Below are 22,064 nucleotides of genomic sequence, written 5' to 3' on the forward strand. Positions count from 1 at the left end.
ATTGCGAAACGTCCAGTCGACGGGGATTGTTCCACCATCCGGCCCCGTCGGCAAGCAGCGACGTCGCCGCGCGGCGCCGGCGGAAGGTCGCGCATCGGGAGCGAAGGCGCCCGGCGCAGGAATGCACCGGGCGCGCCGCAGCGGCCATGCCGGAGGGTTGGGGGCGATCCGTCTGGCCGGCGCCGGAACCCTGCCCGCTCAGGCCGGGAAGCTTGCGACGCGTTCGACGGCGGTAAAGCTCGGCGGCGCGAGCGCTCCGCCGGAGGCCATGGTCGCCGGCACCTCGGGATCGCTGCGAAAGGCGAGAAAGGCTTCCTCGCTCGGCCAGTCGATGAGGACGAAGACCCGGCCCTCGTCGGCGGCAAAGACACTGGCGCCGGTGCTGCCGTGCTTGCGGCGCATGGCGGCGCCGGCAGTGGCGAAGACGGAGAGGAAACGGGCGAGTTCGCCGATCCTGACCTCGGCGAGGGTGGTGAACACGACGGAATGTCCTCAGAGTGTGGCGCGGGTGATGGCCGAGAGCGTCGGATTGACCGCGAAAGATCGGCAGGCGATTTCGGCGATGCCGAAACCCTTCAGCCTCTCGCTGTGCTTCTCCGCGTAGCGGGCCGCGTTTTGGGCATCAGCGAAGAGATAGATGCCGCCGGCGCGGCGCTCGGCGGGGTTCTCGGTCCAGATCTTCCAGAGGAGGCCCTCCTCGGCGGCGATGTCGGCGGCGAGCCCGGAAAGGGCCTGCGTCATCGCCTCGCCCCACGGGCCTTCGAAGGGAAAATCAATCTGCAGCAATGTCGCCATGGTGGCCTCCTTGATCGTTTCGGACGGATGGCGCACTTCTATGGTCGGCGGCGGCCGGGCAGAAGCCCGCCGCCGGTGAACGGTCCCGTAACCAGGAGTGAATGACGGCCCGATGGATACGCTCGAAAGCATGCAAGTCTTCGTGCGCGTGGTCGAACTCGGCGGGCTTGCCGCCGCCGCTCGCAGCCTCGACCTCTCGCCGGCGATGGTGAGCAAGCATCTCGGCCACCTCGAGAAGCGCACGGGCGCGCGGCTCCTCAACCGCACCACGCGGCAGGTGCGGGTGACGGAGGCCGGCGCGCTCTATTTCGAGCGGTGCACCCGCGTGCTGCGTGAGATCGAGACGGCGGAGGCGGAAGCCGGCGCCGACAGCGCCCGCCCGCAGGGCACGCTCCGCGTCACCGCGCCGACGGAATTCGGCAACCGGCAACTGCCCGTCATTCTCGCCTCGTTCCTGGAACGGCATCCCGACATCGACCTCGTGCTCGACCTTTCGAACCGGTCGGTGGACATCGTGCAGGAAGGCTTCGACGTGGCGATCCGCATCGCCCGCAGCCTCGATACCGGCCTCGTCGGCCGGCGCATGGCGCTCTCGCGCTTTCACCTGGTGGCGAGCCCCGCCTATCTGGAGCGAAACGGCCGGCCGCAGACGCCCGCCGCCATCGCCGATCACGCCTGCCTCACCTTCGCCGTGCCGCAGCCCTGGACCACCTGGAGCCTTGAGCGAGACGGAAGGGAGGAACAGGTGCGGATTTCGCCACGGATGCTGTCGACGAGCGCCGAGGCGCTCCTGCAGGCGGCACTCGCCGGTGCCGGCATCGGCCTGTTGCCGAGCTTCGTCTGCAGCGAGGCGCTGGCGAGCGGCGATCTCGTACCGCTCCTCGACGATTACGACGCCGGCGCGCTCCACATCCACGTGCTCTTTCCGCATCTCAAGCTTCTGCCGGCACGCACGCGGCTCTTCATCGACTTCCTCGTCGGGCGCCTCGGCGGCGGCGCGGACATCGATCCCTGGACGCCGAAGCGGGAAGCTGACCGCGCTGCCACGACGAAGAAAGAGATCGGGAACCTTATCGCGCCAGGTCGCCCCAAAACGAAAGAGGCCGGGATCGCTCCCGGCCTCTCATCCGCCAGATGACGGTGATCAGAGCGCGGCGGTGACGACGAACTCGACCTTGTAGGCAGGCGTCGCGAGAGCGGCTTGGCTGGTGGCGCGGGCCGGCGGGTTCTTCGGGTCGATCCAGGCTTCCCAGACGGCGTTCATCTCGGCGAACGTCGACATGTCGGAGAGATAGATGATCGTCTGCAGGATCTTCGACTTGTCCGAACCTACGGCGGCGAGCAGGCGGTCGACTTCGGCGAGCGCCGACTTCGACTGTTCGGTGACGGTCGCGCCCTCACCGACCTGACCGGCGAGATAGACGGTGTTGCCGTGGACGACGGCACCGCTCATGCGGGCGCCGGGTTCGATGCGCTTGATGCTCATGTCAATTCTCCTGTTGTGTCGAAGGATGAAGGCGGCAGCCGCTCAGTCGCGCAGCTGCAGGCTTTTCTGGTAGATGGCGGTCGAGCGGGCGCCGGAGCGGCAATAACCGAGCATCGGCCGCTCGAAATCGTCGAGCGCGTCGACCATGCCGGCGACGGCCTCCGAGGTCACGCCCATCGGGCCGACCGGGATATGGGCGATCTTCAGGCCGAGTTCAGCCGCGCGCTGCTCGATCTCGGAAAACAGCGGCTGGCCCGGTTCCTCGTGGTCCGGCCGGTGGCAGACGACCGACCGGAAGCCGAGTTCGAAAATGGTGTCTAGGTCCGACACGGTGATCTGTCCGGTGACCGAATATTCCTCGTCGATCTGCCTGATGTCCATGGCGAGGCTCTCCCTTCCTGATGCGGGAGAAACCTCTACGATCAAGGCCGACGGGCGTCAATCGCCCGGGGCCGTCATTCACACGAACGCGAAGGAAAGCGCATAATCCCGCGCCTCGCCGGGCGCCAGCAGTTCGAGTTCGCCGCGCTTGGCGAGCACGCCTCGCGGCTCCCAGCGATGCGAGACCGGCTCGATGCCGAGCACGTTCGCCGGCGCCTGCTGGTTGCGCCAGATCTGCAGGAAGGGTAGCGTATCGGTCCGGAAGCGGACGCGCAGCGTCTTGCCGCCGATCGCTCGGATCGGCCCGAGGCGCACCTCCGCCCAGGGCTCGCCCTCCTCGACCGCCGGCACGCAGAAGACCCCGCCGGGATCCGCCCCGAAGGCCCAGAGAAGGCCGCCGCCCTCGAGCATGGCGCCGGAAAGCCGCACGCCGTCGTCGAAGTGCCGGGCGCCGACGTTCATGTGGTACATGAGCATCGCCGGGAACGGCGCCTCCCCGCTGTTCGTCACCCGGTCGGAAAGCTGGACCTCGCCGGTCTCCCCGTCGATCCGCCAGAGCCGCTCCAGTCTCGCGCTGCCGCCGTCGGCGAGCCGCACGGAAACAACCGCCCGCGCTTCCGCGTTACCCTCCACGGTTTCGAAGGAAAGGATTTCCGCCGGATGCGACGAGAACGAACCGTGCAGCGGATAGGTGCCGCGCCCCTCGCCGATCGGCTCGGGATGGCGGATGTGGTCCGGACCGCAGGTGAAGAGGAAGCCTTCCAGCGAATGGTCGATTCGCGGATCGCCGTCGTCGGGGATAGCACGCCCCGGCGCAAGGTCGACGCCGTCGACGATACAGGCGCCGATATCGAGCACGGAGCTGCGGTCGAGGGTCAGCGAAGGGCCGGCGAGCCCCTTGAATTCGATCATGAATTGCTCCTTCGGGAGGACATCGGCCACGGCGTGAAATCAGCTGCCGCAGCTCTTTCTTGGACGCCGGACGAAACACCGACAATCACAATTAGCTGAATATTCACCATGAATTCACCTTTTCCACACTAGTGTCAAATTTGTCGCGTCTGTCGCAGCCGACATTCATCTGAGGAACCTCGTCATCGTGGCCGACATGTGGAAAGCAGGACTGGTAGTAGCAACGCTGGCAGCCGGCTCGGCGGCGTGGACGGCGGCCGAGGCGCAAGGGTTCGATCCCTATCGCGGCGACACCCTGCTGGTGACGCCGGAAGGCGACATTCTCGGCTACACGCCCGAAGAGGGCGAGGTCGTGGTGAGCCGCGACCAGATGGGCCGCCGTGTCTTGATCGACCGCCGCGGCCGGGTGATCGCCACCGAAGTGCGTGCAGACACCTATTTCCCCCGCCGCCGCCCCGGCGCGGAGCAGCCGTCCTACGACGATTACGGCGCCCCCGCCCCCGGCTGGGAGGATGACGGCGTCGTCACCGGCGCGATCCCGGGACCCGGCACGATCGACCGCGCGCCCCTCGACCAGCCGCTGCCGGACATGCCGTCGGGCGGGCCGGACATGCCGCCGCCGGTCGACCAGGCGCCGCAGACCATCGTCACGCCCGACATTCCGGTCAAAAGCAACCTCTCGCAGCTCGAAATCACCGCGCTGCAGGTTTTCCTCGACCGCGAAGGCGCGTCGCCGGGCGTCATCGACGGCAAGATGGGCCAGAACGTCAACAAGTCGCTCGTCGCCTGGCAGGAGATGACCGGCGAGACCATCGACCCGAACAATGCCGAGGACATCCTCGAACGCCTGCGCATGTCGGGCGGCATGGCGGTGACCTCCTACACGATCACGCCGGGCGACGCCGCCGGGCCCTATGTCGCCTCGATCCCGGAGGACTACAGCCTCAAGGCGCAACTCCCCTCGCTCGCCTACACCTCGACCGTGGAAATGCTGGCTGAAAAGTTCCACATGGACGAGAACTACCTGCGCGCCCTCAATCCGGGCGTCGATTTCACCGTCCCCGGCACAATCATCAAGGTCGTGGAACCCGGCAAGCCGAAGACAGGCAAGGTCGCCCGTATCGTCGCCGACAAGGGCAAGAAGCAGGTCTTCGCCTATGGCGAGGACGGAAGCCTCGTCGCCGCCTATCCGGCGAGCATCGGCTCGTCCGACACCCCCTCGCCGTCCGGCATCGTCACCGTCGAGCGCGTGGCGCTGAACCCGGGCTACACCTACAATCCGAAGATCAATTTCCAGCAGGGCAGCAACAACAAGGTGCTCGCCATCCCGCCGGGACCGAACGGCCCGGTCGGCACGGTCTGGATGGCGCTCTCCAAGCCCACCTACGGCATACACGGCACGCCCGAACCCGCAAAGATCGGCCGAACCCAGAGCCACGGCTGCATCCGCCTCACCAACTGGGACGCGACAGAACTCGCCAAGATGGTCTCGCCGGGGGTGACGGTCGAGTTTGTGGATTGAGGGGTATAGTCGCCGCAAGACATTCAAGGGTTTGGATCGGCGACCTGCACCCCTCTCCGCCTCAGAGCTTGGTCTTCTGCGCCTTCGATGTCGCGAGGTAATGGCCCACAGCCATGACGGCGATACCGACGGGGATCAATGGCAGCGTTACGATCGACTGCGCGATTGCCAGCAGCATATACGGATGAAAGCTGGTGATGGTGGCGATGGGAGCGAGCCCCAGAACGAAGAAGATCATCCCCAGCCACGAGATGCCCGTCTTCGGCGAAGGCACGAACCACCACGCGGCCAGTGACAGAAAAGCGATGGCGGCGATAATTCCCATGGTGTCTCTCCAGCTTGCAGTATGAATCAAATGAGTATGCGTGCTCATAACACGCAAAGGCTGGGACGGCACGATCATGCGGCAACCTTTAGTGGAAAGGCAGCCGCCAATTTGATCCCCCCGGTGTGCCGTCGAATTAGTGGATTGGAGGGCGAAGGCGGCCGCTATGCGCCTTCGTTTCGGTCGTTCGGTCTGCCTTTTTGAATTTTTTGGAAGCCGCCGTCCGGCAAATCAGACAAATGACAGACTTGGGGGTGGGAACCCGTCAGTCGGCTTTGGACTGACAGAGGGTGAAGGCGGTCTTCCAATCTCGCAAAAACCCGTCGTACAGGTCGGAGTTTTGCACTCGACTTTTGCGCCAGAAATTCCCCTGAAAGTTCAGTGCTGGCGGTTATGCGCAAAACTTGGGATTCTCACGACGGTTGAGCGGCGGCTTTTGGGTGGGGGAACCGGATTGGCAGGTTCAGGCTCCGGGCGCTATGCTGCCGCTTGGCCGCCCAGCCCCGGCTGCAATGCGCCCCCACGGTGCCGAGGTTCGAGCGGGTGCCTGTGTGGCGGGAGAAGTGAGGCTTTATCTACCTCACCCACCTTGCAGGGTTCTAGGCCCATCGAGTCCAGGGATTAGGCTAGGGCCAAGGTACGGATTCGCCCACGGTGGTGGCTGATCTGCCAACACACCCGGATCAAACTCCTTGCACTGCGGGCAGAGGAATTTCAGATCGGGATCCACCTTATTTTCGTTAGCATATTCAGATATGTAAGGATTTGGCATGTAAGAATTTAGGGTGATTATCTTGTCGTAGCGGGAAACGTATTCTGTGTTACCTGGATCGATCTTGTCTTTACCTAGATTGGCGAGAGCGATTGAGAGCTCAGACAAGTTCTTAAGCTGGTTGTCATCGATCATCGACCTCGGGGTGTACTCGGCTATTTCGGCAAGCCCGATCAAAACCCTCCCTGTCGTATCTGAGTTGATAGGTGAACCGTCTTTCGTGCCGGAGATTCCTGCCGTCAACAGCCGGGATGTTTCATTCTGATAGAATGACACCAGCGCATCGTTAGACCGATCATCTGCGTTGAGGCCCTTTAGCAGGTTGAGCATTTCGAGGCCTTGCGCAATACGTTCTACGCCCTTGCCTGAAGTCGGAGCGCTTCCAAAATCCAACTCCTTCGCAGGGGTCTTCGGAATGTCTCTGTTCTTCTCGGTGAACTGCTGATAATCCAGTCCTTCTTGTGCAAAATCATCGAACGTTGGCGCGGCAGCGGAAACCAGTTTCATCTCCCGTTCGTATGTCGTGTAAAGATAGGCGAATTTCCGATCCTTCGATGCATCATGGATCGCAGCTCTCAGTGAGAGAGACAATGTGCCAGACCTCAAGGTTCGATCCATTTTTCCCTGATAGTATCTATTCCATAATTCGATGATCTCAGGCCACCGCAGGGATTGCTTGAATACCATGTTCGCAAAGCGGGAAATGCTTGAAACGCTGTCGGGGTCAATGGTTGGAAGGTAGTCGAAAATTCCCTTCACTTCACTCCTCACGGATGCTTGCAAGGCCTCTCTTGCTCTTTGGTTCTTCTTCACAAAGCTCTCTTTGACCACAGCGTCAACGACACATTTCGTTGGTACAACTTTGACGTAAATTTCACTCTTGAGCAGCTCGCGGACAACCGTGGTTTTCCCTTCAAGCGTCGTTTCCTTGTCGATCTTGGATCGATCCTCAGCTGGAAGATTCTCCGAGAGCTTTTCAAAGAGCTCTACAACTTCCTTCTCTTGTGCATCCGTTGCGTTGTCAGAGAGAGTGAAGCGAGATGACAAGCCTACAATACCGCACTCGTCGGGAGAGAAGACCGGCGATCCGCTGTCGCCTTTGTCATAGTCATTGAATCTCATCATAGTCACGCCGCTTCCGGCGCAAGCTTTCCCGTCCTCGATGCTTTCGTTCCACTTGACGCTACCCACGTTACCGACTGAATGGGCGCTGTTGTAGACTGCCGCATTGCGCAAGGACTCTGGTGAAGGCAGATCGTAGATGAGATTGATACCCTCGTAGAGGCCTGCTTCTTTGCCCGTCGTGATGATGGCCCAGTCTTCGTAGAGGCTTGCCGAGTTGCTTCCAGCTAGCACCTTTGAGAAGGGAAACTCCTGCCCATCTCGCTTAAGTCGGAGTTTTGATGACCCTAGTAAATGAAGGGCGGTGAGGAACAGACCTTGTTCACGATTTATTAAGACAGCCGTTCCAGATTTGGAACCTTGATAATTAACTATATCAAAGACTGAATCGGACGGCCGCTTATATTCGCATTGCTGCCCAGCCGCTGGACCGACGTTTAGTCCAGCGACCAATAGCCCAATACCGAGAGTTCGATACCTCATGTGCAACATCCCTCACGCGAGAATATCGGACCTGCGGAAGGAATGAAACTTAAGCCGGGCAGAGTTCTTGTTGAACGGGCTAACATTCACCTCGCCGCCGTTGTATTCGTTCTGAGCACCCTGGTTGCCGCCTAACACCCGGATGATGTTTCCTTCAATCGCGTGAACGAACCCCACGTGACCGCGCCAAGCTTCCCCATTGTTCTGAAAGACAACAATGTCTCCCTTCTTGGGGTCATTTACGCTGGAACCAAATCCTCGATATGCGGCCGAAGCGGCCCCTTCATTGTAGGGCCAGAGTCGCTTGTTGTTACCTCGCGACATCAGTGATCTTCTGATGCAATCGCTTACGAAGGCAGCGCACCAGTACGTTGTATCTCCTACCGGGGTTCGAAATCCAGTCGCATCAAAGAAGCCCATGATGATGGGGTTCCCTCGAACGGGCCATTCCCTCGTAAAGTAGCGGCGATCTTTCCGGTCCTGGTCGCTGTCGTTTTGAACAATACCTTGGCGCCACGCCAGGAAGTGCTGGGCTATCTGATACGGGGACTTTCCGCCCTTCGTGAATTCGTCCATCTCCCTAAGCAGTTCAGCAGCTCGTTTCCGCTCTGACCTAAATGGATTCTCAGGCCCGGTAATCGGGTCCAACTGCTTCTCATACTGATCAAGGGTAGGAATGGCCTCGCCAACAGGCCATTGAACGGGGGCATCAAACTCGAAGTCTAGCTCTTCTACTTGATTATTCTGCGCATTCGTCTTGCGAATCCATGGAGCGAAAACCGCGCTTGATGCTGATACTATTCCAACCGTTAATGCACGCCTCCGATTTAAGTTCATTGTTCCCTCCCTAGCAGAGGTTTACTAGTAGGCTCCTCAGATAATCTACTGTCAAGATCGATCCCGTGTGGGAACTCAAAAACCCGTGCTGCCGTTCTGCGTTTGGCCTTGGTTCTGTCACCGAGTCACCGTGGAGAACTCAGAGAGTGGGGGGGCAATAACTGCCATTTTCGTGTCGCGAAAATCCTAAAATATGCGACAGCTTCAGCTATCCTGACGTCCGCTTTAAGGCACATCATTATAACGATAAACGACCGCAATTAAGGTCGGAAGCGGTCATGGAAGTCGCCAGCACTTATAGCAGCTATTCATCCTGGACCTCCAGGACCCGATAGTCAGGAAGCGGCCCCAAACGGTCGCTCACTCAAACCGACCGCGTCCGCATCCCGCCCAATCATGTAGCCCTTGGTCCCCCCACACCACACAAAAAAGCCGCCGGACGGGTACCCCCCAGCCAGCGGCTTTCTCACTGTCTTGTCACCCTCACGCCGCGTTGCCGACCACCCGCAGAAACCGGCGGGCGGGTTGCGAGCGCACCACCTTCACCGGCAGCACGCGCATGACTTCGAGCGCGAAGGCGCGGGCATTTTCGCGGGCGCGGTCGAGATTGCTGATCTTCGCCGGGTCCATCGTGTGCAACGTGCCGCCGCAGTCGAAGATTTCGCGGAAGGCGTTGCGCTCGACGATCGGGGTGTTGACGACGTTGACGCCGCGGGCCTGCAACAGGCCCTTGATCGTAAGCAGCGCCCGCGTCGTCACCATCGAGGTCACGCGGGTCAGCACCACCGAATGCGGGATCGTCAGCCTCCCCTTCTCCTCGATGAGGCCGATCAGGTCGAGGATCTGCGCGGCACCCCGCGCATCCATCGCGCAGCCCTGCACCGGGATCATCACATGGTCGGAAAGGCCGATCGCGGTGGTCACGATCGCGTCGCGCGCGCCGGCGAGGTCGATGACGGTATAGTCCGCGGTGCGCGCGCATTCGGCGATGTGCCCCTGCAGCGAGGCGACGGAGACTTCGGAGATCACCTCGATATTTCGCTGCGGGCCGGAAAGCTCGTGCCACTGGCTGATCCAGTGCTGCGGATCGGCGTCGATGATCGCGACGCGGAACCCCTGCTGTGCGAGTTCGGTGGCGAGCAGCAGCGCCGCGGTGGTCTTTCCGGCGCCGCCCTTGGCGTTGGCAAATGAGATGACTGGCATGCTTTTGTCCTCGAAAGTGCGGCGAGCCGACATCGCTCACGCCGACACCGCGCTCATGGCGTCGATGACCGTCACTCTCGTTCATTATGGTTAACAAAGGGCAAACGGGGCTTGCCCGCCGCCCCACGCCGCTTCCGCCAGCCCATTGATGCTGAAAAGAAAAAGGGCCCGCGCCTGGGAACGCGGGCCCTTGCATGTCAACTGAGGACGAAACGCCTCAGAAGCATTCGAGGAAGAGTGCCTTGGTGTTCTCGAAGGTCATCTTGACCGGGTTGCCGCCGCAGCTCGGGTCCTCGATCGCCATGGCGGTCAGCTCGTCGATGCGGTCGGGCTTGATGCCCATGGCGGTGAGATTGTCCGGAACGCCGAGCTCGGAGCGGAGCGCCAGCACGTAGTCGTAGAAGCCGTCGAAGCCGCCGGTAATGCCGAGATAGGCGGCGGCGCGTGCGATCTTCTCCTCGATCTCCGCGCGGTTGAAGCGCAGCACCGGCGGCATCACCACGGCATTCGTCATGCCGTGATGGGTGTTGTAGACCGCGCCGATCGGATGCGAGAGGGAGTGGATCGCGCCGAGCCCCTTCTGGAAGGCGACGGCGCCCATCGCGGCGGCGGCCATCATGTTGGTGCGTGCCTCGATGTCGGTGCCGTCGGCGTACGCCCGCGGCAGGAACTCCTTGACGAGCCGCATGCCTTCGAGCGCGATGCCCTGGCTCATCGGGTGGAAGAACGGCGAGGAATAGGCCTCCAGGCAGTGGGCGAATGCGTCCATGCCGGTGCCGGCGGTGATCATCTTCGGCATGCCGACCGTCAGTTCCGGGTCGGAAATGACGACGCCCGGCAGGAACTTCGGATGGAAGATGATCTTCTTCACATGCGTCTGCGAATTGGTGATGACCGAGGCGCGGCCGACTTCCGAGCCGGTGCCGGCGGTCGTCGGTACCGCGACGATCGGGGCGATGCCCTCGACATTCGCCCGCGTCCACCAGTCGCCGATGTCCTCGAAGTCCCAGACCGGCCGCGTCTGGCCAGCCATGAAGGCGACGCACTTGCCGAGGTCGAGGCCCGAGCCGCCGCCGAAGGCGACGACGCCGTCATGGCCGCCGTCCTTAAAGGCTTTCACGCCGGCCTCGAGGTTCTTCTCGTTCGGGTTCGGGTCGACGTCGGCGAAGATCGCGCGGCCGAGGCCCGCCTCTTCCAAAACGTCGAGCGCCCCCTGGGTGATCGCCATCGAGGCCAACCCGCGGTCGGTGATCAGCAGCGGCTTCTTCATGCCGAGCGACTTGCAGGCGTCGGCGAGCTCCTTGATCCGACCCCGGCCCATCTTGATGGCGGTCGGATAGCTCCAGTTTGCGACGATATTCATTTCGTGACCTTCTTGAGGTGGTAGGATTTCGGACGGGTGAGGTTCTGGAAGCCGATGACCGACAGCGATCCGCCGCGGCCGGTTTCCTTGCAGCCGGTCCAGCAGAGCGCCGGGTCGAGATAGTCGGCGCGGTTCATGAAGACGGTGCCGGTCTCGATCTCGCGGCCGATGCGCCCGGCGCGCGCCGGGTCCTGCGTCCAGAGCGATGCGGTGAGGCCGTAGGGGCTGTCGTTCATCAGCTCGATCGCTTCGGCGTCGTTCTTCACCTTCATGATGCCGACGGCCGGGCCGAAGGTCTCGTCCTTCATGAACGACATCGAATGGTCGACGTTCACGAGGATCTGCGGCATCAGGTAGGCGTGGCCGTCATCCTGCGGGAAGAGTTTCGGATCGACGAGCGCCTTGGCGCCCTTGGCGACAGCGGCGGCGATCTGCTCACGCACATGGGCAGCAAAGCGCCGGTGCGCCATCGGCCCGAGCGTCGTTTCCGGATCGAGCGGGTTGCCGAGCTTGTAGTTGGAGACCCAGGCGACCGACTTCTCGACGAAGGCGTCGTAGAGGCTCTCATGCACGTAGATGCGCTCGATGCCGCAGCAGCACTGGCCGGAATTGTAGGTCGCGCCGTCCATCAGCGTATCGACGGCGGCGTCGAGGTCGGCGTCCTCCATCACATAGCCCGGGTCCTTGCCGCCGAGTTCCAGCCCGAGGCCGGCGAAGGTGCCGGCGGCGGCCCGCTCGATCGACCGTCCGCCTTCGACGGAACCGGTGAAGTTGATGAAGTTGAAGCTGCCGGTCGCAATCAGCGCCGTGGTGGTGGCATGGTCGAGGAAGAGGTTGATGAAGACGTCTTCCGGAACGCCGGCCTCGACGAAGGCGCGCACCATCCGCTCGCCGACGAGCAGCGTCTGGGTGGCATGCTTGATGACCACCGTGTTGCCGGCCATCAGCGCCGGCGCCACCGTGTTGATCGCCGTCATGTAGGGGTAGTTCCACGGCGCGATGACGAGGACGACGCCGTGCGGCTCGCGCTCGATGCGGCGCTCGAAGGTGGCGCTGTCCTCGATCACCAGCGGCGCGAGCGCATCCGCCGCGATCGAGGCGACGTAGTTCGAGCGCTCGTTGAAGCCCTTGTACTCGCCGCCGTAGCGCACCGGCCGGCCCATCATGTGGGCGAGTTCCGGCACCACCTCGTCGGACATTTCGTTGAGGCGGGCAACCCCCTTCAGCACGAGCTGCACCCGCTCCTCGAGCGGGCGCCGCGCCCAGGCCTTCTGCACCTTGCGCGCGCGCTGGACGGCGTCCTTCGCCGCTTCGAGCGACATCGCCTGGCGTTCGGCATAGACCGATCCGTCGATCGGCGAGATACATTGGATCATTGTCATGATCTTAATTCCTGTCTGTGTGGTTCAAGCTCTCTCGAAACCGCGCGCCACTTCCCAGTCGGTGATGCGGCGGTCGTATTCTTCCTGTTCCCATTCGGCCGCGCGGACGTAGTGGTCCACCACGTCGTCGCCGAGCGCCGCCCGGAGCATGGCGGAATTGCGCAGCGATTCCGTCGCCGCGCGCAGCGTCCGGGGAATCTCGCGAACCTCGCGGGCTCCGTAAGCGTCTCCCACGAAGGCCGGCTCCAGTTCAAGCTTCTTCTCGATGCCGTCAATGCCTGCGGCAATCAGCGCGGCCATGGCGAGATAGGGATTGAGGTCGGAGCCGCCGACGCGGCACTCGACGCGGATGCCCTTCGTCTCCTCGCCGCAGAGCCGGTAGCCGGCGGTGCGGTTGTCCTTCGACCAGATCGCCTTGGTCGGCGCGAACGTGCCGGCCATGAAGCGCTTGTAGGAATTGATGTAGGGCGCCAGGAAATAGGTGATCTCGCTTGCATGGGCGAGAAGGCCGGCCATGTAGTGCTTCATCGTCGACGACATGCCGTGCTGACCGTTCTCGTCGAAGAACAGCGGCGTCTTTCCGTCGGCGCTCCAAAGCGACTGGTGGATGTGCGACGACGAGCCGGCGGAATTGTAGTTCCACTTGGCGAGGAAGGTGATCGCCTTGCCGCGCGACCAGGCGATCTCCTTGCAGGCGTTCTTGATGATCGCGTGCCGGTCGGCCATGGTCAGCGCGTCGGCATAGCGCACGTTGACCTCGCCCTGCCCGGCGGACGCCTCGCCCTTGGTGTTCTCGACCGGAATGCCGGCGCCCTGCAGACCCTTGCGGATCGCGCGCATGACGTCTTCTTCCTTGGTCGTCTGGAAGATGTGGTAGTCCTCGTTGTAGCCCGAGCCGAGCTGCAGGTCGCGGTAGCCGGACATCCGCGCGTCGTCATAGGTCTGGTCGAACAGGAAGAATTCCAGCTCGGTGGCCATGAAGGCCTTCATGCCCATGTCCTCGAGGCGCTTGATCTGCTTCTTCAGCACCGCGCGCGGCGAATGCGGCACGTCTTCGTGGCTGTGGTGGTCGAGGACGTCGCAGATGACGAGCGCCGTGCCTTCGAGCCAGGGGGTCTTGCGAAGCGTCGAGAGGTCCGGCTTCATGGTGTAGTCGCCATAGCCCTTTTCCCAGCTCGTCGCCTGGTAGCCGGAGACCGTCTCCATCTCCATGTCGGTCGCAAGCAGGTAGTTGCAGCTGTGGGTTTCCTTGTAGGCGCTCTCTACGAAGAACTCGGCCTGGAAACGCTTGCCCATCAGCCGGCCCTGCATGTCCACCAGCACGGCGAGAACGGTGTCGATGCGGCCCTCGGCCACATCCATTTTCAGATCGTCAAAAGTGTACTGTGCAGACATCGATGTTTCCTGACAGGCGTGTGTCGTTCCTTGGGGGGAATTCTCGTCGGGGGATCGTCCGGGACGCGGTGCGCCCCGGACGCGGTTTCATCAGGCGATCAACCGTAACGGTAGGGCTGACCGGCCTTCTGCATGACGGCCTGGTAGTCCTTGAGGATCTTGACCACCTTGGCGTTGCGCTCGCTCTGCTTGCCGATCTCGTCCCAGAAGGCGAAGGCCTTCTCCTCGACCGTCTTCCATTCGGCGTCCGGGATCGAGGTGAGTTCGAGCTTGCTGCCGCCGGCGCGCAGGGCCGCCTCGCCGCCCCAGTACCAGTGCAGGCGACGGTAGTGCGAGCTGTCCATGCAGACGCGCCAGAGCTGCTGCAGGTGTTCCGGCACTTCCTTCCAACGGTCGGCATTGGCGAAGAAGGATCCGCACCAGCCGCCCGAGATGTTGTTGGTCAGGAAGTACTTGACCACACTGTCCCAGCCGACGGTCGTCACTTCGGTGATGCCCGACCAGGCGACGGCGTCGATTTCGCCCGTCTGCATGGCGACCGGGGTGTCCTCGTAGGGGATCGTGACCGGGATCACGCCGAACTGCTCGAGGAACTTGCCCGCCGTCGGGAAGGTGAAGACGCGCAAGCCCTGCAGGTCGGCAAGCGACTTGATCGGCTTGTTGGTCGAGAAGTTGCACGGGTCCCATGCGCCGGCCGAAAGCCACTTCACGCCGACCTCGCCATAGGCCTCGTCCCAGATGTCGGCGAGACCGTACTTGTGGAACAGCGTCGGCACGTCGAGGCTGTAGCGCGAGGCGAAGGGGAAGTAGCCGCCGAATACCTTGACGTCGACCGGCGAGTTCATCGAGTCGTCGTCCGACTGCACGGCATCGATGGTGCCGGCCTGCATGGCGCGGAACAGTTCGCCCGTCGGCACCAGCTGGTCGGCGGTGTAGAGCTCGATCACCATCTGGCCGTTGGCGGCCTTGTTGAAGGCATCGACGCAGGGACGCACCACTTCTTCGGCGAGCGCCGCACCGGCATAGGTCTGCAGGCGCCAGGTGATCTTCTTGTCCTGTGCCTTCACGTGCGGAGCAGCCAGAACCGCCGGAGCGGCTGCGGCGGCGAGGCCGGCATTCTTCAGAAAACTTCTTCTGTTCGTCATGTCCTATTCCCTCTCTGCTTCGTTTTTTTCACTTCTTCTTTCGGGTGCCCCCCGCGGCAGGACCGCGGGAAACACAAGCGCATTGCCCGCCCGGCGGGCCCTTCGCTCCTGTCCGTGCTATCCCCTGACGTAGACGTGCTGCGGCAGCCACAGGGCAATCTCCGGGAACACCATGATGATGACCATCCCAAGGATCATGATCAGGACGAAGGGAACGATCGAACGGTAGATATCGAGGAGCGAGATTTCCGGCGGCGCCATGGCCCGCATCAGGAACAGGTTGTACCCGAAGGGCGGGGTCATGTAGGCGATCTGGCAGGTGATCGTGTAGAGCACGCCGTACCAGATCAGGTCGAAGCCGAGCTTGCCGACGAGCGGAATGTAGAGCGGCGCGACAATGACCAGCATGGCCGTGTCGTCGAGGAAGGCGCCCATGATCAGGAACGATACCTGCATCAGGATCAGGATCTGCCAGGGCGAAAGCGCCATGTCGCCGACGAGCAGCTTCTCGATCGCCTTCACCGCGCCGAGTCCGTCGAAGACCGCCCCGAAGCACAGAGCCGCGAGAATGATCCACATGAACATGCACGAGATGCCGAGCGTCTGTTCGAGGACGCGGTTCCACAGGGTCCACGTCAACCGTCCCTTGATCCAGGTGGCGAACAGGGCGCCGAGCGCACCGACCGCCGAGCTCTCGACGAGGCTGGTGATGCCGAGCACGAACAGGCCCATCATCAGGAAGAAGATGATGAAGGGCATGACGCCGGCCTGCAACAGCTTCAGCTTCTCGATCATCGGCATGTCGCGCTCTTCTTTCGTGAGCGCAGGACCGAGGGCGGGGTTGATCCAGCAGCGGATCACCACATAGATGGCGAACAACGCCGCGAGCAGCAGGCCGGGGAAGACACCAGCCAGCCAGAGCTGACCGACCGGCTGCCGTGCGATCATGCCGTAAAGCACCAGGACGACGCTCGGCGGCACGAGAATGCCGAGCGAGCTGCCGGCCTGCACGACACCCGACACCATGATCTTGTCGTAGCCGCGGCGAAGCAGTTCCGGAAGCGCGATGGTGGCGCCGATCGCCATACCGGCGACGGAAAGCCCGTTCATCGCCGAGATCACGACCATGAGCCCGATCGTGCCGAGCGCCAGGCCGCCACGCACGCCGCCGAACCAGACGTGAAATGCCCGGTAGAGGTCTTCGGCAATGCCCGATTCCGACAGCATGTAGCCCATGAAGATGAACATCGGCAGCGTCAGCAGCGCATACCATTTCATCAGCTTCATACCGGCCGAGAAGCCGAGTTCGAAGCCGCCGTTGCCCCAAAGGAAGGCCGCGGCAACGACGGCGACGAAGCCGATCGCGGCGAAGATGCGCTGTCCGGTCAGCATCGACAGCATCATCGAGGTGAACATCAGGAGGGCGATCATCTCGTAACTCATGCGAGCGGCCTCCCGATTGCGACAGCCAGGTCCTTGATGAAGATCGAAGTTGCCTGCAGGAAGGTGAGCGCGATGCCGATGACCATGACGATCTTGATCGGCGCCATGTAGGGCGCCCAGGAGGAATAGCTCGTCTCGCCGAACTTCAGCGCGTAGGCGGTGCTGGAAACGCCGCCGTAAAGCAGGAAGAACAGGTAGACGAAGAGCATGAGAATGGTGACGACGTCGACCGCCGCCTTGGTCCTCGGCGACCATTTCCCGTAGACGAGGTCCATGCGCACATGGCTGTCGAGCTGCAGCGAATAGGCGCCGCCGAGAAGATAGTAGCCCGCCATGACGAACTGGGCCGTCTCCAGCGTCCAGTTGGCCGGCAGCCGCATGGATTTCGACACCACCGAATAGAGCATGATGCCCATCATGACGAATATGCCGTACATGACGACCCGCCCGACGCGGAGATTGAACCTGTCCACGACACGTACATAGGTCTGGATAGCTTCAGGCATAACAGCCTCCGCCATCCGTTAGGGTGATCGCCGGAAATGTATCCGCGGCTTCCCCTTGCTTAATTCCCTTCGGCATCTGTTCCCCTTTTGATTATAAAACTATGCCAATTCTCGAATTGCAGGGATCACTCAGGAAGAAATTCGGTCAAGCCCCTCCTGCAGCAATCCGGTGAGATAGGAGGCCATGGCCTGCTTGCCGGCCTCGTCCTTCAGAAGGTCGTTACGGACCTCGATCATGACGTTCGCAAGCCCGGACGGAAGCCCGTGCAGCCTCAGAGTATGGGTGACACCGTGTTGCGGTCCATAGGGCTCGTTGCGCTCGACCCGGAACGCCGGCCTGGAACCGGCCGCCGCCAGCATGGCGTCGGCAAGCCGGCTGTCCTCGTCGTGCAGGATGCCGACCTCGACCTCGCGGTGGCGCCCCATGTAGACGGGCGTGAAACTGTGCACCGTCACCAGTACCGTGCGTCGGCCGGCGGCCTTGCGCTCGGCGATGATGGCGGCGATCCGGTCATGGAAAGGGACGTAGAGTGCGGCGGTCCGGGCATAGCGCTCGGCGACGTCGAGGTCGTGATTGCCCGGAATGTCGTAGATCTCGCTCTTTTCGGGCATCGCGGCCGGCGATTCCGGCGGACGGTTGCAGTCGTAGACCAGCCTGGAAAAGCGTTGTGCGACAAGCGTCGCGTCGAGCGAGCGTGAGAGCATCCGGGCGAGGTCGAGGGCGCCCGGATCCCAGGCGATATGGCTCGACAGGGCCTCTTCGGAAAGCCCGAGATCCCCCGCCCTTTGCGGCAATGTCCGGGACGCATGCTCGCAGACGAGCAACACGTCTCCTGCCGCTGCCGCATTCTCGACGGAGACAGCGTCTCCGTCTGCGGCCGAAAGAATATCCGTTCTCAAGAGCATTCGGCAATTCTCCCCGGAGGCTTGCTGCCTCTCTGCATTCCGAAGAGAATTCTTCACGATTGGCCACAAGTCAATCCGGTTCTGAAAATTTCTCTTCAAGATGCGGATTGACAGCGTGCCAGGCACGGTTGATAAATTTCCCATGAACCGGCGAAGACCGGACAGGGGGAACAAGAAACTCGTGCTCACGACGTCGAAGACAGTGTCGGACGTAATCCATGCCCATTTCGGAGGGTTGACCCCCGCCGAACGGAGGCTGGCGGAGAGTCTGCTCGAGAATTACCCCGTATCCGGTCTGGGAAGCATCACCACCGTCGCGGAAAACGCCGGCGTCTCCACGCCGACGGTCGCGCGCATGGTGCAGAAGCTCGGCTACAAGGGTTATCCGGAGTTCCAGGCGCATCTGCACCAGGAGCTCGAGGCATCGATCTCCAACCCGATCGCCAAGCACGACCGCTGGGCCTCCAATGCTCCGGGCACCCACGTACTCAACCGCTTCGCCGAAGCGGTGATGAACAACATGCGCCAGACGCTGAGCGAGCTCGACGCCGCCACCTTCGACGAAGCGGCGAGGCTCCTCGCCGACAAGAAGCGCAGCGTCTATTTCGTCGGGGGCCGCATCACCGGTGCGCTCGCCGAATACTTCTTCACCCACATGCAGGTCATCCGGCCGAAGACGACGCTGATGTCGTCGAATGCCAGTTCGTGGCCGCAGCACGTGCTGAACATGAACACCGGCGACGTGCTGGTGATCTTCGACATTCGCCGCTACGAGGCGGACATGACAACCCTTGCCGCCGTCGCCAAGGCCGCCGGCGTGCAGATCATCCTCTTCACCGACCAGTGGACCTCGCCAGTCGTCAAGCACGCGCTGCACAGTTTCAAGGTCCAGATCGAAGCGCCGTCCGCCTGGGATTCCTCGGTCGTGACGCTCTTCGTCGTCGAGGCGCTGATCGAAGCGGTCCAGAGCTCGGCATGGGACGAGACCCGCGAGCGCATGAAGACTCTCGAGGACCTGTTCGAGCAGGCCCGGCTTTTTCGCAAATTACGTTGATCCAGGAGGGGAGAGGGAAAAACGTTAAAATTCAACGGAGAAGAAAAGCAAGCCGTCCCTGCGCGCGGGGCCGCGAGCCGTCACATAACTATCATCGAACCCGAATATCAGACGCGCGTCGCCTCTAATCAGAACAAGGAGAACTTCCGTGACTAGCCACTTCCGTCGCCTACTCTCGCTCTCGACCGCCATGGTCATCGCCTCCACGGCTGTCGCCGTCGCCGAACCGAGCGCCGAACTCGTCGAAGCCGCCAAGAAGGAAGGCGCGCTGACCACGATCGCCCTGCCCCACGACTGGTGCGGCTATGGTGCGGTCATCGACGGCTTCAAGAAGAAGTATCCGGAAATCACCGTCAACGAACTGAACCCGGACGCCGGTTCGGCCGACGAAGTCGAGGCCATCAAGGCCAACAAGGACAACAAGGGCCCGCAGGCTCCTGATGTCATCGACGTCGGCCTCGCCTTCGGTCCGCAGGCAAAGGCCGAAGGCCTGCTGATGCCCTACAAGGTCTCGACCTGGGACGAAATTCCGGACAACATCAAGGACGCCGAAGGCTACTGGTACGGCGACTACTACGGCGTCATGTCGATGATCGTGAACAAGGACCTCGTCAAGGAAACCCCGAAGGACTGGTCCGACCTCCTGAAGGCGGACTACGCCGGTCAGGTCGCTCTCGCCGGTGACCCGCGCGCTTCCAACCAGGCCATCCTCGGCGTTCTCGCCGCCGGTCTCGCCTCCGGCGCCAAGGCCGGTCAGGAAGCCGGCGAAGCCGGTCTGAAGTACTTCGCCGAACTCAACAAGGCCGGCAACTTCGTGCCCGTCATCGGCAAGTCCGGCACGCTCGCCCAGGGCTCGACCCCGATCGTCGTCGCCTGGGACTACAATGCGCTCTCCTGGAAGGACACGCTCGCCGGCAACCCGCCGGTCGACGTCGTCGTTCCTGAATCGGGCGTTCTCGCCGGCGTCTACGTTCAGGGCATCTCGGCCTATGCGCCGCACCCGAACGCTGCCAAGCTCTGGATGGAATACCTCTATTCCGACGAAGGCCAGACCGCATGGCTCGCAGGCTATTGCCACCCGGCCCGCTTCAACGCCATGTCCAAGGCTGGCAAGATCCCGCAGGACCTGCTCGACAAGCTGCCGCCGGCCGCGTCCTACGAGAAGGCCTACTTCCCGACCCTCGAGGAAGTCGACGCCAACAAGGCTGCCGTCACCGGCGGCTGGGACAAGGTCGTCGGCGCCAACGTCCAGTAATTTGCTGTTGTGAAATGCCGCCCCGGTCTTGTGGCCGGGGCGGCTTTTCTCTTCAATGAGAAAAGAGAAGTCGCGCACCAGGCGCGCGAAAGGGGGACAAGAGAGATGGCGACGAACAGCACCGTCGACAGCACCACACCGCGACCGGCCTTGCGCCTGCCGCTCGAATGGATCGGGGTCGCCCCGTTCTTCCTCTTCGCCCTGCTCTTCCTGATCCTGCCGACGATGAAGATCGTCATCGGCGCGTTCCAGACCCCGGACGGCAGCTTCACCCTCGAAAACCTGGCCGGCCTGTTCACGCCGTCGATCCTCGCAGCCTACTGGATCTCCATCAAGATCAGCCTCGCCTCTGCCCTCCTCGGCTGTGCGATCGGCTTTGCCATGGCGACCTCGGTCGTGCTCGGCGGCCTGCCCCGCTGGATTCGCGGGCCCCTTCTCACCTTTTCGGGTGTCGCCTCGAACTTCGCCGGCGTGCCGCTCGCCTTCGCCTTCCTCGCGACCCTCGGTCCGATGGGTCTGGTCACCGTCTTCCTGCGCACCGAGATCGGCATCGACCTGCGCGCACTCGGCTTCAACCTGCTGTCCTTCTGGGGGCTGACGCTCACCTATCTCTTCTTCCAGATCCCGCTGATGGTCCTGATCATCACGCCTGCGATCGACGGGCTGAAGCGCGAATGGAAGGAAGCCGCCTCCATCCTCGGCGCCAGCAATCTGCAATACTGGCGCATGGTTGCCTTCCCGATCCTGCTGCCCTCGCTTCTCGGCACCATGGCGCTGCTCTTCGCAAATGCGTTCGGCGCTGTCGCAACGGCGATCGCCCTCACCGGCTCGTCCCTCAACATTGTACCGATCCTGCTCTTTGCGCAGATCCGCGGCGACGTGCTCGGCAATCCGCATCTGGGTTACGCACTCGCCTTCGGCATGATCGTGGTCACGGGGGTCGCCAATGCAGTCTACATCTGGCTGCGCGCCCGCAGTGAAAGGTGGCTGAAATGAAGAAGCTCTGGGCCTGGGGCGCGCTTACGTTCGGCCTCCTCTACTTCATCCTGCCGCTCGTCGGCATGACCAATTTCTCGCTGAAGATGCGCCGCGGCGAATACTCCTTCGACGCCTATGCCAAGGTGCTCGGCGACGCGCAGTTCCAGCAGACCTTCAGCTATTCGGTCTCGATGGCGCTTCTGACGATCGTCTTCGGCGTCGTGCTCGTCGTGCCGACCGCCTACTGGGTGCGGCTCCGCCTGCCGCGGCTGCGGCCCTATATCGAGTTCGTGACGCTCTTGCCGCTCGTCATCCCGGCGATCGTCATCGTCTTCGGCTACATCCGCCTCTACAACACCTCGAGCTGGCTGCCGCTCACCGGCACGGCCTTCGGCACCAACATCCTGCTGATGTTCGGCTATGCGACGCTGTCGCTGCCCTACATGTACCGCGCCGTCGACACCGGGCTTGCCGCGATCGACGTGCGGACACTCACCGAAGCCGCCCAGAGCCTCGGCGCCGGCTGGACCCGCATCCTTTTCCGGATCATCCTGCCGAACGTGCTGATCGCCGTGCTCTCCGGCGCCTTCCTGACCTTCGCCATCGTCATCGGCGAGTTCACCATGGCAGCGCTCCTCAACCGGCCGGCCTTCGGCCCGTACATGCAGTTGCTCGGCGCCAACCGCGCCTACGAGCCGGCCGCACTTGCGGTGATCGCCTTCGGCATCACCTGGGGCTGCCTCGGCCTGATCCAGCTCGTCTCCCGCTTCCAGAAAACCATTCAACGCCCCGCCTGAGG

The 22,064-nt window shown here is 62.6% G+C and carries 22 protein-coding genes; 6 read left to right on the forward strand and 16 right to left on the reverse strand.

Annotated elements, in window-relative coordinates; genetic code table 11:
• Window positions 1-198: 198 nt before the first annotated feature.
• On the reverse strand, window positions 199-480 hold the full coding sequence (locus ACM6UT_RS00175) for an antibiotic biosynthesis monooxygenase family protein (RefSeq protein WP_416795359.1): 282 nt from the start codon (window positions 478-480) through the stop codon (window positions 199-201).
• A 12-nt stretch (window positions 481-492) separates the two neighbouring features.
• Entirely contained in the window at window positions 493-795 is a 303-nt protein-coding gene (locus tag ACM6UT_RS00180; RefSeq protein WP_416795360.1) for a monooxygenase, read from the reverse strand.
• Window positions 796-907: 112 nt separating this feature from the next.
• Between ACM6UT_RS00180 and ACM6UT_RS00185 the strand changes: the two genes are divergently transcribed.
• Window positions 908-1,933 (forward strand): LysR family transcriptional regulator, encoded by a 1,026-nt coding sequence (locus ACM6UT_RS00185; RefSeq protein ID WP_416795361.1) that lies wholly within the window; start codon window positions 908-910, stop codon window positions 1,931-1,933.
• A 6-nt stretch (window positions 1,934-1,939) separates the two neighbouring features.
• Here the strand turns inward: ACM6UT_RS00185 and ACM6UT_RS00190 are convergent, their stop codons facing one another.
• The 3 genes from ACM6UT_RS00190 to ACM6UT_RS00200 all read right to left on the reverse strand — a co-directional run bounded on the left by ACM6UT_RS00190 (window position 1,940) and on the right by ACM6UT_RS00200 (window position 3,574).
• A complete protein-coding gene (locus ACM6UT_RS00190) occupies window positions 1,940-2,281 on the reverse strand; it encodes a RidA family protein (RefSeq protein ID WP_416795362.1) in 342 nt (113 codons plus the stop codon).
• 42 nt (window positions 2,282-2,323) lie between these two features.
• On the reverse strand, window positions 2,324-2,662 hold the full coding sequence (locus ACM6UT_RS00195; RefSeq protein WP_416795363.1) for a protein tyrosine phosphatase family protein: 339 nt from the start codon (window positions 2,660-2,662) through the stop codon (window positions 2,324-2,326).
• Between the two features lie 78 nt (window positions 2,663-2,740).
• Window positions 2,741-3,574, reverse strand: a complete 834-nt coding sequence (locus tag ACM6UT_RS00200; RefSeq protein WP_416795364.1) for an aldose 1-epimerase family protein — start codon at window positions 3,572-3,574, stop codon at window positions 2,741-2,743.
• 196 nt (window positions 3,575-3,770) lie between these two features.
• Here ACM6UT_RS00200 and ACM6UT_RS00205 point away from each other — a divergent pair, with 196 nt between their 5' ends.
• On the forward strand, window positions 3,771-5,096 hold the full coding sequence (locus ACM6UT_RS00205) for a L,D-transpeptidase (protein WP_416795857.1): 1,326 nt from the start codon (window positions 3,771-3,773) through the stop codon (window positions 5,094-5,096).
• Window positions 5,097-5,157: 61 nt separating this feature from the next.
• Here ACM6UT_RS00205 and ACM6UT_RS00210 read toward each other — a convergent pair whose 3' ends face one another.
• The 11 genes from ACM6UT_RS00210 to ACM6UT_RS00260 all read right to left on the reverse strand — a co-directional run bounded on the left by ACM6UT_RS00210 (window position 5,158) and on the right by ACM6UT_RS00260 (window position 17,978).
• Window positions 5,158-5,421 carry a hypothetical protein gene (locus ACM6UT_RS00210; RefSeq protein ID WP_416795365.1) on the reverse strand — a complete coding sequence of 88 codons (264 nt, stop codon included), beginning with the start codon at window positions 5,419-5,421 and terminating at the stop codon, window positions 5,158-5,160.
• A gap of 580 nt (window positions 5,422-6,001) precedes the next feature.
• A complete protein-coding gene (locus tag ACM6UT_RS00215) occupies window positions 6,002-7,798 on the reverse strand; it encodes a hypothetical protein (RefSeq protein WP_416795366.1) in 1,797 nt (598 codons plus the stop codon).
• Window positions 7,799-7,810: 12 nt separating this feature from the next.
• Window positions 7,811-8,635 carry a CHAP domain-containing protein gene (locus ACM6UT_RS00220; RefSeq protein WP_416795367.1) on the reverse strand — a complete coding sequence of 275 codons (825 nt, stop codon included), beginning with the start codon at window positions 8,633-8,635 and terminating at the stop codon, window positions 7,811-7,813.
• Window positions 8,636-9,118: 483 nt separating this feature from the next.
• Window positions 9,119-9,838, reverse strand: a complete 720-nt coding sequence (locus ACM6UT_RS00225) for an AAA family ATPase (RefSeq protein ID WP_416795368.1) — start codon at window positions 9,836-9,838, stop codon at window positions 9,119-9,121.
• A gap of 217 nt (window positions 9,839-10,055) precedes the next feature.
• A complete protein-coding gene (locus ACM6UT_RS00230; protein WP_416795369.1) occupies window positions 10,056-11,201 on the reverse strand; it encodes an iron-containing alcohol dehydrogenase in 1,146 nt (381 codons plus the stop codon).
• Window positions 11,198-12,583, reverse strand: a complete 1,386-nt coding sequence (locus ACM6UT_RS00235; RefSeq protein ID WP_416795370.1) for an aldehyde dehydrogenase family protein — start codon at window positions 12,581-12,583, stop codon at window positions 11,198-11,200. The genes ACM6UT_RS00230 and ACM6UT_RS00235 overlap by 4 nt, the downstream gene beginning before the upstream one ends.
• 24 nt (window positions 12,584-12,607) lie before the next feature.
• Window positions 12,608-13,978: a glutamine synthetase family protein gene (locus ACM6UT_RS00240; RefSeq protein WP_416795371.1), complete on the reverse strand. Its 1,371-nt coding sequence runs from the start codon at window positions 13,976-13,978 to the stop codon at window positions 12,608-12,610.
• Window positions 13,979-14,076: 98 nt separating this feature from the next.
• Window positions 14,077-15,123, reverse strand: a complete 1,047-nt coding sequence (locus tag ACM6UT_RS00245) for a TRAP transporter substrate-binding protein (RefSeq protein WP_416795372.1) — start codon at window positions 15,121-15,123, stop codon at window positions 14,077-14,079.
• A gap of 117 nt (window positions 15,124-15,240) precedes the next feature.
• The gene (locus tag ACM6UT_RS00250; protein WP_416795373.1) at window positions 15,241-16,566 is read right to left on the reverse strand and encodes a TRAP transporter large permease; all 1,326 of its coding nucleotides are present in this window, start codon (window positions 16,564-16,566) and stop codon (window positions 15,241-15,243) included.
• Complete coding sequence (locus ACM6UT_RS00255) at window positions 16,563-17,072, reverse strand: TRAP transporter small permease subunit (RefSeq protein WP_416795374.1); 510 nt, start codon at window positions 17,070-17,072, stop codon at window positions 16,563-16,565. The genes ACM6UT_RS00250 and ACM6UT_RS00255 overlap by 4 nt, the downstream gene beginning before the upstream one ends.
• Before the next feature lie 129 nt (window positions 17,073-17,201).
• Entirely contained in the window at window positions 17,202-17,978 is a 777-nt protein-coding gene (locus ACM6UT_RS00260; protein WP_416795375.1) for an N-formylglutamate amidohydrolase, read from the reverse strand.
• 142 nt (window positions 17,979-18,120) lie between these two features.
• On the opposite strand from ACM6UT_RS00260, the gene ACM6UT_RS00265 reads away from it, so the two are divergent.
• The 4 genes from ACM6UT_RS00265 to ACM6UT_RS00280 all read left to right on the forward strand — a co-directional run bounded on the left by ACM6UT_RS00265 (window position 18,121) and on the right by ACM6UT_RS00280 (window position 22,062).
• Window positions 18,121-19,032, forward strand: coding sequence for a MurR/RpiR family transcriptional regulator (locus ACM6UT_RS00265; RefSeq protein ID WP_416795376.1), 912 nt, complete (start codon window positions 18,121-18,123; stop codon window positions 19,030-19,032).
• Window positions 19,033-19,180: 148 nt separating this feature from the next.
• On the forward strand, window positions 19,181-20,287 hold the full coding sequence (locus tag ACM6UT_RS00270; RefSeq protein ID WP_416795377.1) for an ABC transporter substrate-binding protein: 1,107 nt from the start codon (window positions 19,181-19,183) through the stop codon (window positions 20,285-20,287).
• 105 nt (window positions 20,288-20,392) lie between these two features.
• Window positions 20,393-21,283: an ABC transporter permease gene (locus ACM6UT_RS00275; protein WP_416795378.1), complete on the forward strand. Its 891-nt coding sequence runs from the start codon at window positions 20,393-20,395 to the stop codon at window positions 21,281-21,283.
• On the forward strand, window positions 21,280-22,062 hold the full coding sequence (locus tag ACM6UT_RS00280; protein WP_416795379.1) for an ABC transporter permease: 783 nt from the start codon (window positions 21,280-21,282) through the stop codon (window positions 22,060-22,062). Before ACM6UT_RS00275 ends, ACM6UT_RS00280 begins: the two co-directional genes overlap by 4 nt.
• Window positions 22,063-22,064 lie beyond the last annotated feature (2 nt).

The organism is Ciceribacter azotifigens (assembly GCF_048159625.1).
Classification (GTDB): Bacteria; Pseudomonadota; Alphaproteobacteria; order Rhizobiales; family Rhizobiaceae; genus Allorhizobium; species Allorhizobium azotifigens.

Coding starts and splice junctions, on each gene's coding strand:
- ACM6UT_RS00180 (WP_416795360.1), bottom strand. CDS start 795: ATGGCGACATTGCTGCAGATTGATTTTCCCTTCGAAGGCCCGTGGGGC.
- ACM6UT_RS00185 (WP_416795361.1), top strand. CDS start 908: ATGGATACGCTCGAAAGCATGCAAGTCTTCGTGCGCGTGGTCGAACTC.
- ACM6UT_RS00190 (WP_416795362.1), bottom strand. CDS start 2,281: ATGAGCATCAAGCGCATCGAACCCGGCGCCCGCATGAGCGGTGCCGTC.
- ACM6UT_RS00195 (WP_416795363.1), bottom strand. CDS start 2,662: ATGGACATCAGGCAGATCGACGAGGAATATTCGGTCACCGGACAGATC.
- ACM6UT_RS00200 (WP_416795364.1), bottom strand. CDS start 3,574: ATGATCGAATTCAAGGGGCTCGCCGGCCCTTCGCTGACCCTCGACCGC.
- ACM6UT_RS00205 (WP_416795857.1), top strand. CDS start 3,771: ATGTGGAAAGCAGGACTGGTAGTAGCAACGCTGGCAGCCGGCTCGGCG.
- ACM6UT_RS00210 (WP_416795365.1), bottom strand. CDS start 5,421: ATGGGAATTATCGCCGCCATCGCTTTTCTGTCACTGGCCGCGTGGTGG.
- ACM6UT_RS00215 (WP_416795366.1), bottom strand. CDS start 7,798: ATGAGGTATCGAACTCTCGGTATTGGGCTATTGGTCGCTGGACTAAAC.
- ACM6UT_RS00220 (WP_416795367.1), bottom strand. CDS start 8,635: ATGAACTTAAATCGGAGGCGTGCATTAACGGTTGGAATAGTATCAGCA.
- ACM6UT_RS00225 (WP_416795368.1), bottom strand. CDS start 9,838: ATGCCAGTCATCTCATTTGCCAACGCCAAGGGCGGCGCCGGAAAGACC.
- ACM6UT_RS00230 (WP_416795369.1), bottom strand. CDS start 11,201: ATGAATATCGTCGCAAACTGGAGCTATCCGACCGCCATCAAGATGGGC.
- ACM6UT_RS00235 (WP_416795370.1), bottom strand. CDS start 12,583: ATGACAATGATCCAATGTATCTCGCCGATCGACGGATCGGTCTATGCC.
- ACM6UT_RS00240 (WP_416795371.1), bottom strand. CDS start 13,978: ATGTCTGCACAGTACACTTTTGACGATCTGAAAATGGATGTGGCCGAG.
- ACM6UT_RS00245 (WP_416795372.1), bottom strand. CDS start 15,123: ATGACGAACAGAAGAAGTTTTCTGAAGAATGCCGGCCTCGCCGCCGCA.
- ACM6UT_RS00250 (WP_416795373.1), bottom strand. CDS start 16,566: ATGAGTTACGAGATGATCGCCCTCCTGATGTTCACCTCGATGATGCTG.
- ACM6UT_RS00255 (WP_416795374.1), bottom strand. CDS start 17,072: ATGCCTGAAGCTATCCAGACCTATGTACGTGTCGTGGACAGGTTCAAT.
- ACM6UT_RS00260 (WP_416795375.1), bottom strand. CDS start 17,978: ATGCTCTTGAGAACGGATATTCTTTCGGCCGCAGACGGAGACGCTGTC.
- ACM6UT_RS00265 (WP_416795376.1), top strand. CDS start 18,121: ATGAACCGGCGAAGACCGGACAGGGGGAACAAGAAACTCGTGCTCACG.
- ACM6UT_RS00275 (WP_416795378.1), top strand. CDS start 20,393: ATGGCGACGAACAGCACCGTCGACAGCACCACACCGCGACCGGCCTTG.
- ACM6UT_RS00280 (WP_416795379.1), top strand. CDS start 21,280: ATGAAGAAGCTCTGGGCCTGGGGCGCGCTTACGTTCGGCCTCCTCTAC.